The organism is Blautia sp. CGZ-1-C1, from assembly GCF_056504575.1.
In genome coordinates this window covers 1-16,381 of the sequence record NZ_JBWLUT010000050.1, presented here as the reverse complement: position 1 = coordinate 16,381, position 16,381 = coordinate 1, and the positions used below count along the sequence as shown (strand labels likewise).

General features: G+C 42.2%; 17 protein-coding genes and 1 pseudogene. 16 read left to right on the top strand and 2 right to left on the bottom strand.

From position 1 onward, the window contains the following. The first annotated feature begins 135 nt into the window (after positions 1–135). Positions 136–1,527 (top strand): uracil-xanthine permease family protein, encoded by a 1,392-nt coding sequence (locus AC058W_RS03230; protein ID WP_117843984.1) that lies wholly within the window; start codon positions 136–138, stop codon positions 1,525–1,527. 242 nt (positions 1,528–1,769) lie between these two features. On the opposite strand, the gene AC058W_RS03225 is transcribed toward AC058W_RS03230, so the two are convergent. Continuing rightward, positions 1,770–3,002, bottom strand: a complete 1,233-nt coding sequence (locus AC058W_RS03225; RefSeq protein WP_118247732.1) for a 6-phosphofructokinase — start codon at positions 3,000–3,002, stop codon at positions 1,770–1,772. A gap of 403 nt (positions 3,003–3,405) precedes the next feature. Here AC058W_RS03225 and AC058W_RS03220 point away from each other — a divergent pair, with 403 nt between their 5' ends. The 14 genes from AC058W_RS03220 (at position 3,406) to AC058W_RS03155 (ending at position 15,257) form a co-directional block, all read left to right on the top strand. Beyond that, positions 3,406–3,714 carry a hypothetical protein gene (locus tag AC058W_RS03220; protein ID WP_479389698.1) on the top strand — a complete coding sequence of 103 codons (309 nt, stop codon included), beginning with the start codon at positions 3,406–3,408 and terminating at the stop codon, positions 3,712–3,714. A 254-nt stretch (positions 3,715–3,968) separates the two neighbouring features. Beyond that, positions 3,969–5,168, top strand: a complete 1,200-nt coding sequence (locus AC058W_RS03215; protein WP_479389697.1) for a vWA domain-containing protein — start codon at positions 3,969–3,971, stop codon at positions 5,166–5,168. A 37-nt stretch (positions 5,169–5,205) separates the two neighbouring features. After that, on the top strand, positions 5,206–6,762 hold the full coding sequence (locus tag AC058W_RS03210) for an AAA family ATPase (RefSeq protein WP_479389696.1): 1,557 nt from the start codon (positions 5,206–5,208) through the stop codon (positions 6,760–6,762). Further along, complete coding sequence (locus AC058W_RS03205; RefSeq protein ID WP_278308808.1) at positions 6,759–6,881, top strand: hypothetical protein; 123 nt, start codon at positions 6,759–6,761, stop codon at positions 6,879–6,881. Before AC058W_RS03210 ends, AC058W_RS03205 begins: the two co-directional genes overlap by 4 nt. A 43-nt stretch (positions 6,882–6,924) precedes the next feature. Further along, positions 6,925–7,731 carry a class B sortase gene (gene srtB / locus AC058W_RS03200; protein ID WP_117843987.1) on the top strand — a complete coding sequence of 269 codons (807 nt, stop codon included), beginning with the start codon at positions 6,925–6,927 and terminating at the stop codon, positions 7,729–7,731. Positions 7,732–7,829: 98 nt separating this feature from the next. Further along, positions 7,830–8,552 carry an NAD-dependent protein deacylase gene (locus tag AC058W_RS03195; RefSeq protein ID WP_117677092.1) on the top strand — a complete coding sequence of 241 codons (723 nt, stop codon included), beginning with the start codon at positions 7,830–7,832 and terminating at the stop codon, positions 8,550–8,552. Between the two features lie 305 nt (positions 8,553–8,857). Then, on the top strand, positions 8,858–9,049 hold the full coding sequence (locus AC058W_RS03190) for a DUF951 domain-containing protein (RefSeq protein WP_117677091.1): 192 nt from the start codon (positions 8,858–8,860) through the stop codon (positions 9,047–9,049). Between the two features lie 110 nt (positions 9,050–9,159). Next, positions 9,160–9,447, top strand: coding sequence for a 30S ribosomal protein S6 (rpsF, locus tag AC058W_RS03185; RefSeq protein ID WP_020993443.1), 288 nt, complete (start codon positions 9,160–9,162; stop codon positions 9,445–9,447). Between the two features lie 78 nt (positions 9,448–9,525). Continuing rightward, a complete protein-coding gene (locus tag AC058W_RS03180; protein WP_117677090.1) occupies positions 9,526–9,981 on the top strand; it encodes a single-stranded DNA-binding protein in 456 nt (151 codons plus the stop codon). Positions 9,982–10,024: 43 nt separating this feature from the next. Continuing rightward, positions 10,025–10,288, top strand: a complete 264-nt coding sequence (gene rpsR / locus AC058W_RS03175) for a 30S ribosomal protein S18 (RefSeq protein WP_008707906.1) — start codon at positions 10,025–10,027, stop codon at positions 10,286–10,288. Positions 10,289–10,648: 360 nt separating this feature from the next. After that, positions 10,649–12,700, top strand: coding sequence for a DHH family phosphoesterase (locus tag AC058W_RS03170; protein ID WP_479389699.1), 2,052 nt, complete (start codon positions 10,649–10,651; stop codon positions 12,698–12,700). Then, positions 12,697–13,143: a 50S ribosomal protein L9 gene (rplI, locus tag AC058W_RS03165; protein WP_117677089.1), complete on the top strand. Its 447-nt coding sequence runs from the start codon at positions 12,697–12,699 to the stop codon at positions 13,141–13,143. The genes AC058W_RS03170 and rplI overlap by 4 nt, the downstream gene beginning before the upstream one ends. Positions 13,144–13,165: 22 nt before the next feature. Next, positions 13,166–14,494, top strand: coding sequence for a replicative DNA helicase (dnaB, locus tag AC058W_RS03160; protein ID WP_117677088.1), 1,329 nt, complete (start codon positions 13,166–13,168; stop codon positions 14,492–14,494). A gap of 283 nt (positions 14,495–14,777) precedes the next feature. Beyond that, the gene (locus tag AC058W_RS03155; protein WP_118247735.1) at positions 14,778–15,257 is read left to right on the top strand and encodes a MerR family transcriptional regulator; all 480 of its coding nucleotides are present in this window, start codon (positions 14,778–14,780) and stop codon (positions 15,255–15,257) included. Between the two features lie 94 nt (positions 15,258–15,351). Here AC058W_RS03155 and AC058W_RS03150 read toward each other — a convergent pair whose 3' ends face one another. Next, entirely contained in the window at positions 15,352–15,525 is a 174-nt protein-coding gene (locus AC058W_RS03150; protein WP_118137571.1) for a DUF362 domain-containing protein, read from the bottom strand. Between the two features lie 501 nt (positions 15,526–16,026). On the opposite strand from AC058W_RS03150, the pseudogene AC058W_RS03145 reads away from it, so the two are divergent. Beyond that, a pseudogene (locus AC058W_RS03145) lies at positions 16,027–16,381 on the top strand (BMP family ABC transporter substrate-binding protein); the annotation flags it as partial.

Sequence of the window (16,381 nt, the reverse complement as noted above, 5' to 3'; positions counted from 1 at the left end):
TTCTACAAGATAAAAAATAATAACCAAATTCTCGAGACAAATCTTGTATAGTTTTTGGCCAAAAATAGTTAGGTAATCTAATTGTTTTTTAGGCCTAAAAGTGTTAAGATATAAAAAAGAATTTGGGAGGCTATTATGAAGAGAGGCAGTATTTTTGAAACTGACGGAATCCCCCGCATGAGTGAGGCTTTACCGCTTGCCATGCAGCATGTTGTAGCTATGATCGTAGGATGTGTGACGCCGGCGATCATTGTTTCTGGAGCAGTTCCGGGTGGACTCTCCAGGGAAGATCAGGTGATTCTGATTCAGTCAGCACTGGTTATTGCAGCATTATCAACTTTGCTTCAGCTGTTTCCAATCGGCGGGAAGGCGAAATTTGCGATTGGTTCCGGTCTGCCAATTATCATGGGTGTCAGCTTTGCCTATGTGCCGAGTATGCAGGCGATAGCAGAATCGTATGGGATTGCGGCTATCATGGGAGCGGAGATCGTTGGTGGTATTGTTGCAGTTATCATGGGCTTGCTGGTTAAGAAGATTCGTATATTTTTCCCGCCACTGATTACCGGAACGGTTGTATTTACCATTGGTCTTTCTCTGTATCCGACAGCCATCAATTATATGGCCGGCGGTACCAGTAATCCGAATTATGGTTCCTGGCAGAACTGGGCAATTGCGTTCTTTACACTGATCGTGGTTACAGCTTTGAATCATTTTGGAAAAGGAATCTGGAAACTGGCTTCTATTCTGATCGGTATTATTGTGGGATATCTGGTTTCTATTATGTTTGGAATGGTTGATTTCTCAAGTATCGGAGAGGCAGGTGTCTGTCAGCTTCCATCTCTGATGCATTTCGGAGTACAGTTTGAGCCGTCTTCCTGTGTGGCACTGGGAATCTTGTTTGCAATCAACTCTATTCAGGCAATCGGTGACTATTCCGCAACTACAATCGGGGCCATGGACAGAACTCCTAAAGATGAAGAACTGCAGAGAGGAATTGTAGGATATGGTATTTCCAATGTCGTAGGTGCACTTCTTGGCGGACTTCCAACTGCTACATATAGCCAGAATGTAGGTATTGTCACTACCACAAAAGTTATCAACCGATGGGTGCTTGGTCTGGCAGCTGCAATCCTTGGAGTGGCTGGTCTTGTACCGAAGTTTTCAGCAATTCTGACAACGATTCCTCAGTGTGTACTGGGTGGCGCGACGGTGTCGGTATTTGCCTCTATCGCAATGACTGGTATGAAGCTGGTTGCCTCTGCGGAGATGGATTACCGTAACTCATCTATCGTAGGACTTGCAGCGGCACTGGGAATGGGTGTATCCCAGGCAACGGCAGCTTTGGCAAGCTTCCCGACATGGGTAACAACTATCTTTGGCAAATCCCCGGTTGTTCTTGCAACTATCATTGCTGTATTACTGAATGTGATTCTTCCAAAAACACGGGATGAGAAGAAAGAGGAAGAGAAAAAAAAAGTTGAAATCGAGCATAAGCTGGAAGAAGATCATAAGGAATTTGAGGAATAAAGAATGAAAAACGGTATATATTTTTAGAAAATTTAACCGAATCAACTAAGTCCCTTGCAGGGGTTGCGCAAAGCAATAAGTAGCGAAGCGGATTGCGAATATCCGCTTGACTTATAAGAGAAAATAAGAGAAAAAAGTGTGCGTTCACAAGGGAAATGTGGAAGCACACTTTTTTGTATAGACAGAAAATAATCCTGCACTGTTTTCTATTGTATAAATCTATAAATATTTGATACGAGATGCTATTTGCGATATACAAAATCAGGAAGTCCGTCTTCTCCATAAGGGATATCTACAGCACCCTGGATCAGTGGACGAGCATAATTTATGAAGTCTTCGGTAACATCGGAACCATCTTTACAGATCCATTCCTGAGGAACAGTTTTTTCCTCATTACAGATTTCGTTTACATCCTCCAGGCTACATTCCATTGAATAGGAGCCGTCAGCGGTTTTTAAACGGATAAACGAAACCATTTTTCCTGTTTCTCCGTTTAAAGCTGCCTGTACACCGAAAGTACCTGCAGAAATTGCCTCCTTTTGGTCAATAGCAGACATCATGGAAACCGAGCAGCGCTGGCAGACATTAAGTTCTACGGAACGTGCTTTGACACCAAGGCGGCTGCGAACAAGATTTTCAAGATATTTACCGCATCCTGCAAGCATTTTATGGCCAAAAGTGTCAGTGCCTACGGAACTGTCGTATTCGCAGATAAAGGTACCGGATGCGTCATGGATACCTTCGGATACACAAACAACAACATTGCAGTTCTTCTCAAAGGATTTCTCTACAGCATGAAGGAAAGCTTCCTGATCAAATGCAGTTTCCGGAAGATAGATAAGAAGAGGATTGTCATTTACATATTTGCGTGCAAGAGCTGATGCAGCAGTGAGCCATCCGGCGTGGCGTCCCATGATTTCTACGATGGTTACAGATTTTTTTTCATAAACATTGGCATCAGTAGTGATTTCACGGACAGTGGAAGCTACATATCTGGAAGCACTTCCGTAACCTGGAGTGTGATCAGTATGAACCAGATCGTTATCGATAGTCTTTGGCTCTCCGATAATGCGGATATCGCTGCCAATCTGCGCCGCATAGCGTGAAAGCTTGCTTACAGTATCCATAGAATCATTTCCGCCAATATAGAAAAACCAGCCGATATTCATTTCATTGAATTTTTCGAACAATTTTGGATAAACCGGGTCTTCGAGTGATTCAGGCAGTTTATAACGACAGGAACCAAGGTAGGCTCCAGGAGTAAATTTCAATCCATCTAGTTTTTCTCCCGGAAGTGCTTCTGAGAAATCAAGAATGGTATTGTTTAAAAATCCTTCGATTCCATTTATCATTCCATAGATGCGGTCTATGGTTTCCGGATGGCGTCTTCCCTCGGATACAACTCCGTAGAGGCTGCTGTTGATAACAGTGGTGGGACCGCCGGACTGACCGACGATAAGGTTCTTTCTGGACATAAGAGTAATAACCTCCTTATTGATAATCTGGTGAGATTATAACATAAAATACAGACGAATAAAAGGAACAGTTCATATCAGGATAAGAAAAGCGCGGTGGCTCGGCGATTGATGACAACGCCGCAGATGAAAAATCGTTACTGTTCACTCCGTTCTCAGTAACGTAGCCAAAATTCATTCCAGATTGCCTGCGGCAATGGAATTTTGGCTTGTATGTCTCGGGATTTTGGCATATTTATGCCAAAACACCTCGCGGGATAGTGGTGTGTGAACAGTAACGAAAAATCATAATGATGCAGATTACTGACCGGGTTAAGCTTTAAAAAAAAGTTTTTTTGTGCTATATTGAGAATAGTGACACAAGAGGAAACATTTGTATTGAAAAGAGAAGGGAAGCAAAACCATGCAGGACAAAAAGCTTGAGCAGGCACTGGAAATTTATTTTCAGAACATACCCGCCGGAGAATCAGAAGAATTCCGGGAAGCACAGAAATATCTGAAACTCAGGATACGTTCTGCAATGGAGCTTCTGATAGAGAAAGAAGACACAGAGAGAATGGAACAGCTGGAGAAATGCGGCTGGTTTTCTGAAAACGAACTCATGATTTTTATCAGATACGCTCAGGAGAAAACGAAACTCCGCGCTCTGGTATGGCTGCTTCATCTGAAAGATAAGAAATATGGATATCAAAAGAGGGATTTTTCACTGTAATATTTTCAGAAGATGCGACAAACATTAAAATGGTTACTGTTCACTCCGTTCACAGCAACACGCTTCGCGATGCACAGAATTTATGCTAATCGCATAAATTCGCGCGGTATGTCTCGGGTTTTCTGTTGCCAGGCATCCGTAAGAAGCTGCCGGTGGCAGGTTCTGTAGGTGACCTTCGCTCACAAAAAACACCTCGCGGAATATTACCAGTGAACAGTAACTTAAAATGATCAGAGAAAAAGGAAAAGATAGGCATGAGCGACAAAAACCAGCAGGATTTTCTTGGAAAGAAGATTCTCCAGAATTGCAGAAACGAACTGTATCTGGATTTTCCATACCTCGATGGAGCGTTTGCAAGTCTGGAATATGAGGCAGATAACAATATTTCCACGATTGCCACAGACGGAGAGAAAATCTATTTTAATCCGGAATTTCTTATGAAAAAATATGTAGAAGATCCTGCTCTGGTAAGAAGAGGGTATTTACATATGTTGCTGCACTGCCTGTATCTTCATGTCTTCCTGAAACCGGATAAAGATGTGAGTGAATGGGACAGAGAATGCGATGCTTTTGTAGAAGGATTGATTGATAAAGCAGTCAGTGAGAGAGAAATTTCCAGTCTCAAAAGTAAGAAACAGACAGGAAACGATTATGGGATGTATGAGCATTTGGAAAATTGTTTTGACGACCATTCTGTCTGGCTGAAGAATTCCGGTCAGGCCTCCGGCGGCAGGAGAACAAAGGAAAAATGGGAGAGAATCCTTGCCTACACTTCTCAGAATAAAACCGGAACCCAGAGCAGAGCCGGAAGTCAGACCATGAACCGTCAGGAAGAACTGGATGAGATATACAGAAGCAGATATGATTATCGGAAATTTTTGAAACAGTTTTGCAGACTTCGAGAGGAAGTCGAACTGGACACAGAGAGCTTTGATTATATTTTTTATTCTTATGGAATGAAACATTACGGAAATCTTCCTTTGATAGAACCATTGGAATATAAGGAAGTAAACCGCCTGGAGGAATTGGTGATCGCCATTGATACTTCGGGGTCATGTTCGAAAGAAACTGTCCGGAGATTTCTGGGAGAGACGTATGCGATTCTGAATGAAAAAGAGAATTTTTTCAGCAGAATGAAAGTTTATATCGTTCAATGCGACTGTTTCATTCAGAAGGTAGATGTGATTCATTCTGAGGAAGAATGGAAAGAATACAGTCGCAAAGTGACGATTCAGGGGCGGGGTGGGACAGATTTCCGTCCGGTATTTGAACTGATCAGGCAGGAGAAAGAGAAAAAAGAACTGAAAAATCTCCGGGCACTGATTTATTTTACAGATGGTGATGGGATTTATCCAAGGCAGAAGCCGGACTATGAGACTGCGTTTGTGTTTTTGCAGCGTACCGATAAGATGAAACTGGTACCTGCGTGGGCGAAATGCCTGATCACAAAGTGAAAGAGAGACGAAGAAACTGACGGGAGCATATACAGAAATGAATATACAGGAAGCAAAAAAAGAAATCTGTAATACACTTCGCGCGTATTTAGCGAAGGATGAGAATGGATATTATATTTATCCGCTGGTACGTCAGAGACCAATTCTGCTGATCGGTCCTCCGGGAATCGGTAAGACTGCCATTATGGAACAGGCGGCTTCTGAGTGCGGGGTTGGGCTTGTGTCCTATACGATCACGCATCATACCCGTCAGAGTGCCATTGGTCTGCCGGAGATCGTGAAACGTAACTATGGCGGTAAGGGAATGATGGTTACAGATTATACGATGAGTGAGATCGTAGCTTCTGTCTATGACTGTATGGAGAAAACAGGAAAAAAAGAGGGAATCCTTTTTATTGATGAGATCAACTGCGTATCGGAAACTCTGGCACCGGCGATGCTGGCACTTCTTCAGAATAAGACTTTTGGAAGTCATAAGATTCCGAAAGGATGGGTTCTGGTGGCAGCAGGTAATCCTCCGGAGTATAATAAATCGGTAAGAGAGTTTGATATTGTTACCCTGGATCGTGTCCGTAAGCTGGTAATAGAGCCGGACTGTGAGGTATGGCTGCGATATGCCGGAGGACAGAATGTACATCAGGCAATTCTTTCCTATCTTTCCATGAAAAAGGAACGATTTTATAGTGTTGAGAATACGGTCGATGGCAAGTTCTTTGTGACGGCCAGAGGATGGGAAGATCTTTCCAGACTGATCCAGAGTTATGAGAAACTGGGAATTGAGATTAATGCGGAGCTGGTGGGAGAATTTCTGCAAAAAGAGGAAACGGCCAGAGATTTTGCAGGATTTTACCAGTTGTATACAAAATATGGAGAGGATTATCAGATACCTGCGATTTTGAATGGAGAACTTAGCAGTGAGAAATTAAAGCAGAAGCAACAGATGGCGGCAGGCGGGACTTTTGAAGAACGGTTTGCGGTTGTAAATCTGATACAGGGAACATTGAGAGAGACGGCGGAGAGGTATGAGAATGTGACTCATCAGATTGAGGTATTGCATGAACTGTTATTGCATCTGAGAAATCATGTGAAAAAAATTTCCCAGGATGAGAAAGAGCGGGATCAGCTGCCATCGGGGATTTCGGCGTTGGAGGAGTTTGCGCAGGAACAGGATAACAGCCTGCAGGTTAAGATAAAAATGGAGCTGCTTTCGCTCAGAGAGCAGAAATTTCAGGAGACAGCGATCCGCAGATTAAGAGAATATATTCTGGCAGCAAAGAAAGAACATTTAAGGTCAGCTGAAAATGGGTTTAAGCGAATCTGCAAATACTTTGAGGAAGAGGCTGCACGGAGGGAAAATCTGGTGCAGAAAATGCACAGAGAATTGCAGAGTGCTTTTTCTTTTATCAAAGAAAGTTTTGGTGACAGTCAGGAAATGCTGCTTTTAGTGACAGGAATTACTGCGGATAATACGATGACGACGTTTATTGCAGAGAATGGATGCCCGTCGTATTTTCAGTATAGTGAAATGCTTCTATATAATAAAGAAGAAAAAAATTTACAGAAAGCCTGCGCAGAGGCAATACAGGCGATATGAGAGTATGGGGCGATACAGGCAGATATCCTGATTTATGTGCCGGAATACTGGAAACTACAGAGAAAATCCCATTTGCGGATATAATGATACCAGAGGGCAGTGTGCCAGTGGCAAAATAAAGGCAAAGCTACAGCTGAGAATTGTAGCGGAAATGGAGGAAGCATGTCAGAAAAACAGCCTAAAAAAAAGAAAACAGCAGGAGACATTGTACTGACGGTTGTTCTGATCGCGGCAATCTGCGTATTCTGTTATGCGGGATATAATCTGTTTCATATCTATACGGAATATAAAAAAGGAACAGATGAGTATAATGAGATTGCTCAGATGGCAGTGACTGAACGTGATCCGGACGGTGAAGAAGCAGGACCGTCAGCAGGAGAACTGAAAGCTCCGATGAATATCGATTTTGCCTCACTTAAGAGTGTAAATGATGATGTTGTCGGATGGATTTATGTGGAGGCAGTGCCGGATATCAATTATCCGATCGTGCATGGCAAGGACAACGAAACTTACCTTCACAGAACCTATGAGAAGAACTATAACTTTGCAGGAACTATTTTTGTAGACTATGAGAATAAAGGGGATTTCAGTGACTGCAATACGATCGTATATGGTCATAATATGAAAAACGGCTCTATGTTTGCGCAGCTGAAGAAATTTTCCCAGAATGAAGAAACCTATAAGAAGAGTAAATATTTCTGGATCTTTACACCTGAAAAGAATTACAGATATGAGATTATCTCAGCTTACACAACAGGGGTGAACAGTGATACCTATACACTGTTTAAGGGACCTGGCGAAGAATTTGAAAAATATCTGGAGAAGATTAAAGGATATTCGGAAATTAAGACAGATGCCGAAGGACTGAATATGAAAGACAAGATCATTACGTTATCTACATGTACAGGAAATGAGGCAACCCGCTATGTAGTCCAGGGTAAACGCGTAGATACACTTGATGTGGAATAATATTTGAAAAAATATTTGAAAAAAATTTTATATGGAATCAGAGTGTATAACATGGTAGAAATATGAAGAAGGAAATATTTCAGCAGGGAGGAATAAAAATGGCAGGAGAGGTTGAGAAACTACAGGAACTTGTGGAAAAATATGACAATATTGTTTTCTTTGGCGGTGCCGGTGTTTCTACAGAGAGTGGAATTCCGGATTTCAGAAGCCAGGACGGTCTTTATCACCAGAAATATGACTATCCGCCGGAAACGATCTTAAGTCATACGTTCTTTATGAGAAAACCGGAAGAATTTTTTAAATTCTACAGAGACAAGATGCTCTGCGACACAGCAAAACCTAATGCGGCACATCTGAAACTGGCAGAACTGGAACAGGCAGGCAAGCTCAAAGCTGTCATTACCCAGAATATTGACAACCTGCATCAGATGGCCGGCAGTAAGAAAGTCCTGGAACTTCATGGAAGTGTACACCGTAATTATTGTATGAAGTGCCACAGATTTTATGGTTTTGCACATATGAAAGCTTCCACAGGTGTTCCGAGATGTGAATGTGGTGGAATTATCAAGCCGGATGTGGTATTGTATGAAGAAGGTCTGGATAATCAGACAATCAATGAGGCAGTGAAGGCAATCTCAGAAGCGCAGGTGCTGATCATCGGAGGAACTTCGCTGGCAGTTTACCCGGCAGCAGGACTGATCGATTATTTCCGGGGAGAACATCTGGTGGTAATCAATAAGTCTCCGACACCAAGGGACAGTTATGCAGATCTGCTGATCCAGGAGCCAATCGGACAGGTATTTTCGCAGATTCACTGCTGACATATTAACCAAATCAAGTAAGTCCCCTGCTTCAATTGCGAAGAGCAATAAGCAGTGGGTGGGGACTTGCTTGTATCAGAAGGGGTACAAGCCCCTTCTGATAAACTGCGAAGCAGTTATTTGGTGTAGAGCCACGTAGCGAAAGCGGATTGCGAATATCCGATTGACTAACAGATGATATATCTGAAGAATTTTTATGCTGCTCAGGCAGATTATGAATGTCGGTCATATGTAGTGTGGCATAAGCATTATTAGAAAATGATTTATAGAAAAATGTAAGATAAAGAAAAACAAGGAGCGAGATTATGGGACTTCTATACGAAGTTGGTGATACAGTTACACTGAAAAAAGTCCATCCCTGCGGCAGCAGAGACTGGGAAATCTTAAGAGTAGGCGCAGATTTTCGACTGAAATGTACCGGATGCGGACATCAGATCATGGTTCCGCGCAAAATGGTAGAAAAAAATACGAAAAATTTGATAAAAAAAGAAAAATAACACTTTACAGACACAAAAAAATATGTTAGAATCAACACTCGTGATATATTTTATATCCTTGCTCTTTGACAGGCAAAGGGCCAACAGACCATAAGGAGGTAAAGCAAGACATGAACAAGTACGAGTTAGCATTAGTTGTTAGTGCAAAAGTTGAAGACGAAGTACGTGATGCAGTTGTTGAGAAAGCAAAAGGATACATCACACGCTACAACGGCACTATCACAGAAGTAGAAGAATGGGGTAAGAAGAAATTAGCTTACGAAATTCAGAAAATGCATGAAGGCTTCTACTATTTCATTCAGTTTGAAGCAGACGCACAGTGCCCAGCGGAAGTTGAAAGACACGTTCGTATCATGGACAATGTATTAAGATACTTAGTCGTAAGAAAAGACGCATAATCTTATACAGAGTGGATTTAGAAGGCACCATTAATTGATCCGTTCAACCATTCACAGCAGAAACGAAGAGGTATTTACATGAACAAAGTAATTTTAATGGGACGCTTAACAAGAGATCCTGAGGTGAGATATTCCGCGGGAGAGAACGCATTGGCAATTGCCAGATATACATTGGCAGTAGACAGAAGATTCCGTCGTGACGGTGAGGCGACAGCAGATTTCATCAACTGTGTATCCTTTGGACGTACAGCTGAGTTTGCTGAGAAGTATTATCGTCAGGGACTTAAGATCGTTGTTTCAGGACGTATCCAGACAGGCAGCTACACCAATCGTGATGGCCAGAAGGTCTACACAACAGAGGTTGTAGTTGAGGAACAGGAGTTTGCTGAGAGCAAGTCAGCCAGCGACAATTATGCGGCTTCCCATCCTCAGACATCAGCACCTGCACCATCCATGCCGGCTCCGGGAGCAGCCAGTGCAGACGGCTTTATGAATATTCCGGATGGAATTGATGAAGAACTGCCGTTTAATTAGAGCTTATTACAAACTGATAGAATAAAATAGGAGGAAAGCAATCATGGCTTACAATAGAGGCGAAAGACCAGACTCTCCAATGAAGAGAAGAGGCGGCCGCAGAAGAAAAAAAGTTTGTGTATTCTGTGGTAAAGAGAATAACGAAATCGACTACAAGGATGTAGCAAAATTAAGAAAATATGTTTCTGAAAGAGGAAAAATCCTCCCAAGAAGAATCACAGGAAACTGTGCAAAACATCAGAGAGCACTGACAGTTGCTATCAAGAGAGCACGTCATATGTCTATGATGCCATACATCCAGGACTAATTCTGAAGATGAATAATAAAACCGCTGTTTTCCACAGTAAAAATTGTGGAGGCAGCGGTTTTTTGTATCACAGAAAATCATTCTGCAATTTTCCCGTGATATAAAAGCCCGGCAGGACCGCCTTGAGGTGGAACAGGAAAATTACCGGAAATGAAGCGGGCTGTAACGTTTTTGCAGTTAGTATGGTAAATCCTGTTGAAATCTGTTATAATACCTACAAAAGGGCGTTTTTCAACACGTTCCTGTACAGCGTGAAAGAGTAGTGACACTGTTTCCGGGCATGAAGTGAACAGCAACGTTGCACTCACGCGATTTGCTGTACAGAGGTAAATTAATAGAATGAAAAACGGAAAGAAAAATATGAATGATAAACTGAAATTAAAAGGGCACATGAAAGCTTTTATGAGGTGGCCTTTGATTCTCTCAGCTTTATTGATCGTACTTAATATTCTGGTATATTGCGTCAGCGTGAAGGCCGGACTTGTTGTATCGGCCGGAGTTCTTATTTATGTAGGGATTGCGGTCGTGGTACTTCGATGTCACAGACCTTTTATCGTAAATGAACTGATTGCTTTTGCAAATCAGTACGATTCACTTGAGAAGAGAATTCTGGAGGAACTGGCTTTGCCCTATGCCATCATGGATATGAATGGCAGAATGATCTGGTCAAATAAGGTATTTGCAGAACTTACCGGAAAGGATCAGTTTTATAAGAAAAATATCAGCACAATTTTTCCAGATGTGACAGCTGATAAGCTTCCGGTTGCAGACAAGAAGGAAATCAGCGAGATCAGTACCCAGTTTGGAGAAAAGATTTACCGTGTTTCCATGCAGAGGGTAGAACTTGGTGAGATCGTGGCTGGCAGTGAGACGCTGGAGAATACAGACAAAAATGTCAGTCTTATCGCTATGTATATGTATGACGATACAGAACTGAAAGAGTATATCAAGAAGAATGAAGATAATAAGCTGGTTGTGGCATTGGCTTATCTGGATAACTACGAAGAAGCACTGGAGAGTGTGGAAGACGTGAGACGTTCTCTGTTGATTGCATTGATCGATCGAAAGATTACGAAATACTTTTCCAATTTTGACGGCCTTGTAAAGAAGCTTGAGAAGGATAAATACTTCCTTATCATGCGCCAGAGTTCTCTGGATACTCTGAAAGAGCAGAGATTCCATATTCTGGATGAAGTTAAGACTGTTAATATCGGAAATGAGATGGCAATCACGTTGAGTATCGGTGTCGGACTTAATGCCGCCACTTATATTCAGAACTATGAGTATTCCCGAATTGCCATAGAGATGGCGCTTGGACGCGGTGGCGATCAGGTTGTTATCAAGAACGGAAACAATATTACTTACTATGGCGGTAAAACCCAGCAGATGGAGAAGGCTACCCGCGTAAAGGCACGTGTAAAAGCACAGGCGCTGAAAGAGTTTATGAGTACCAAGGATCGCGTTGTGGTTATGGGGCATAAGATTACAGACGTGGATGCCCTGGGTGCCGGAATCGGTATTTACCGTGCAGGTAAGACACTTGGAAAACCTGTTCATATCGTAGTAAATGATCCGACGAAATCCATCCGCCCTCTGATTGCGGAATACACGAATAACTCAGAGTATGAGCCATCTATGTTTGTGGACAGCGCGCAGGCAAAAGACCTTATAGATAATAATACGGTAGTAGTTGTAGTTGATACGAACAGACCAAGCTATACCGAATGCGAAGAACTGCTGTATATGACAAAGACGGTAGTTGTACTGGATCATCACAGACGTGGCAGTGAGGTAATCGAGAATGCGGTGCTTTCTTATGTTGAGCCTTATGCATCATCAGCATGCGAGATGGTAGCAGAGATCCTGCAGTATTTTTCAGACGATCTGCGCATCCGCAGTATTGAGGCCGATTGTCTCTATGCGGGAATTGTGATTGATACAAATAACTTTACAACGCGCGCAGGAGTCCGTACTTTTGAAGCAGCTGCATTCTTAAGAAGAAGCGGGGCAGATGTGACGAGAGTGCGTAAGCTGTTGAGAGATGATCTGAAATCTTATCAGGCTCGCGCAGACGCAGTGCGGACAGCCCATATTTACAGAAACTGTTTTGCTATTTCTACATGTCCGAGCGAGAATCTGGACAGCCCTACAGTTGTAGGTGCGCAGGCTGCCAATGAACTTCTGAATATTGCAGGAGTTAAGGCATCTTTTGTACTGACACAGTACAATAATGAAATTTATATCAGTGCCCGTGCAATTGACGAGATCAATGTACAGGTAATGATGGAAAAGATGGGCGGAGGTGGTCATATGAATATTGCCGGTGCCCAGGTAAAGGCTTCTCCGGATGAAGTAGAGAGAATGCTCAAAGACATCATAGATCAGGAATATCAGGAGGAAAACATAAAATGAAAGTAATCTTACTTGAAGACGTAAAAGCACTTGGAAAAAAGGGACAGATTGTAAACGTTAGTGACGGATATGCAAGAAATATGATCCTTCCTAAGAAACTGGGACTGGAGGCAACTCCTAAGAATTTAAATGATCTGAAGCTTCAGAAAGCAAATGAAGAGAAAGTTGCCAAAGAAGTTTATGAAGCAGCACAGGCATTTGCCAAAGATCTTGAGACAAAAGAAGTCATCCTTACCCTGAAAACAGGAGAAGGCGGAAGAACATTTGGCTCAGTTTCTTCCAAAGAAATTTCAGAAGCTGCAAAGAAACAGTTAAATCTGGACATTGATAAAAAGAAACTGCAGCTGCCGGAGCCGATTCGTGTACTTGGTGTGACACAGGTACCTGTGAAATTACATCCTAAGGTAACCGGAACTCTTAAAGTATGGGTAAAAGAAGCGTAGGCTTTCCCTGGAGGGATAAAGAATGGAAGAAGCGCTGATTAAAAGAATACTCCCCCACAGCATGGAGGCAGAGCAGTCTGTAATCGGCTCAATGATCCTGGACAGAGATGCGATTCTTGTTGCATCTGAGATACTTACCAGTGACGATTTTTATCAGAAACAGTATGGCATCATATTTGATGCGATGGTAGAGTTATGTAATGAAGGGAAACCGGTAGATCTGGTGACCCTTCAAAATCGTTTAAAAGAGAAGGAACTGCCGCCGGATATCAGCAGCATGGAATATGTAAGAGATCTGATTTCGGCAGTCCCTACATCTGCCAACGTGAAGTATTATGCGAACATTGTCAGCGAGAAAGCGGTTTTGCGAAGACTGATCAAAGCAAATGAGGAGATTGCAAATACCTGTTATCTGGAAAAAGAGAATACAGAAGTGATTCTGGAGGAAGCGGAGAAAAAGCTGTTTAACATTCTTCAGAGACGTAACAATGAGGAATATGTGCCGATTCAGCAGGTTGTCCTCAATGCGATCAATAACATTGAGAAGGCATCGAAACTGAAAGGTTCTGTAACAGGTATCCCGACAGGTTTTGTGGATCTGGATTACAAAACTTCCGGAATGCACCCGTCAGATCTGGTTCTGATCGCAGCACGTCCTTCTATGGGAAAGACGGCTTTCGTTCTGAATATTGCCCAGTATATGGCGTTTCGTAAAGATGTCACAGTTGCGATATTCAGTCTGGAAATGTCAAAGGAACAGCTTGTCAACCGACTTCTTGCAATGGAATCACATGTCGATTCCCAGAATATGAGAACCGGTAATCTGAAAGACGAGGACTGGACGAAGCTGGTAGAAGGTGCAGATATTATTGGTAAATCGAATCTGATCATTGACGATACACCAGGTATCTCTATCGCAGAAATGCGATCCAAATGCCGTAAATATAAGCTGGAACATAATCTTGGGATCATTATGATTGACTACCTGCAGCTGATGAGCGGAAGCGGTAAAAGTGATTCCCGTCAGCAGGAGATCTCAGATATTTCCCGTTCGCTGAAAGCTCTTGCAAGAGAGCTGAGTGTGCCGGTAATCGCATTATCGCAGCTTAGCCGTGCGGTAGAACAGCGTCCGGATCACAGACCGATGCTTTCTGACCTTCGAGAGTCAGGAGCCATTGAGCAGGATGCCGATGTGGTAATGTTTATCTACCGAGATGACTATTATCATAAAGATACAGAGAAGAAAGATATCGCGGAGATCATCATTGCAAAGCAGAGAAATGGTCCGATCGGAACCGTTGAACTGGTATGGCTGCCGAGATATACACAGTTTGTAAATATGAAGAAATAAAGTTACTGTTCAGTACTCCATTATTTTGCGAGAAGTTTTGGATTGTAAAGGAAAGAATTCTGAATAGTTATGAAATAAGAAATATACAGGACGAATGCAGAAGGCGAATGCCGGGAGCAATCGTCCTGTTTTGGTATTGAGAGACAATTTGGAGAAGAATTTGTCAATGGGATTTTCTTGCAATTCACTATAAGGATTTTTATAATAAAGTGTGAGAGACTTTGCTGTTTAATCGAATCAGGTTTATGATCTAAATGGCAAGTCAGCAGACAGGAGGGATAGCATGGAGCAACGGTATACTGTGACACAGGCAGCGGAAATCCTCGGCGTGAGGGCATCAGTTCTCCGGTACTGGGAGGAAGAACTGGAACTGAGGATCTGCAGAAACGAGCAGGGACATCGTTACTACACCGGAAATGATATTACGCTTCTGGCTAATATAAAGGAACTTAAGAAGAGAGGACTTGCTTTACGTGCGATTAAAGAACTGCTTCCCAGAATTTCAAGGACAGCTCCCGGAAGCACAGACAGTAAAGTGAAACTCCTGGAAGATGAGCAGCCTGAGAGAGAAAAACTTCTGGAATTTCAGAAAATCCTGGAGCGCCTGATCACGCAGGAATTACATATGAAAAAAGAAGGAGAAGACCAGTGCCGGGATCTGGATGAGGCGATACGCAATCGTCAACTTGCAAGAAAGGAAGCAGCAGTTACGCTGGAGAAAAAGAATAGAGGAAATAAAAAAAAGGGAAAAAGACACCTTTAAAAATTATTTTGGGAGAGATATTGAAATACTTGAAAAATAAAAAACAGCTTCATTTCTAATTGAACAGAAATGAAGCTGTTTTTAAATTCATAAATTATTCTGCCGGATGAATAGCTTCTGTTGGACAGGCATCAGCGCATGTTCCACAATCTAAGCAAGCATCAGCGTCGATTACATAATGCTCATCTCCCTGAGAGATAGCTTCTGCAGGACATTCACCTTCGCATGTTCCACAGCTTACACATTCGTCTGAAATTACATATGCCATAATTATAATCCTCCTTATTATAATAACGTTTTAGTGCCCCTATTGGGGTTCTGAACTCATTTTAATATATCTTTGTCGGAATTACAAGTATAAAATCAGATACATTATAAAATAATATCAAGTTAGATTGTGTTTACTTTGAGACTGCGTTTCTTTCGTGTCCTTTGCGCTTTGAAGGACTGTCTTATTTGCATTATTTTCTGAAATTGCTATAGGAAAAGTTTTGAAAAATAGGTTATGAACATACAAAAAAAATAAGACTGTCAAAAAAATAATGCGTTTTTTCTAAATTTATTGACAATTTAAAAATAGAAAGGTATAGTAAAGGTAGTTGCAAAGAGGCATGACATAGAAAGTTGTGCCTCTTTTGTTCCGTAAGGATTGCTGACTGTGAGACGGATAGCAGTCTGTAACAAGAAGTCAGAAAACAGTAGAGAGAATGGAGGAAGAAGAATGAAAAAAGCATTGGCAATTGGACTTGCAGCAGTAATGGCAGTTTCTATGAGTGCACCGGTATTTGCGAGTGATGACAGCGAAAGTGGTGCAGGAATCGCAAAAGAAGATCTCAAGATTGGTGCGATTTATATCGGTGATGAGAACGAAGGTTATACAGCAGCTCACATGGCTGGAATTGATGAGATGGTAGAAAATCTTGGTCTTGATGATTCTCAGGTTATTGAGAAAACTCTGATCGGTGAAGATGAAGGATGCTACGATGCAGCAGCAGACCTTGCAGACCAGGGATGCCAGATTATTTTTGCAAACAGCTTTGGACATGAAACTTATATCCTGGAAGCAGCAGGAGAGTATCCGGACGTACAGTTCTGTCATGCGACAGGAACTCAGGCAGCATCCG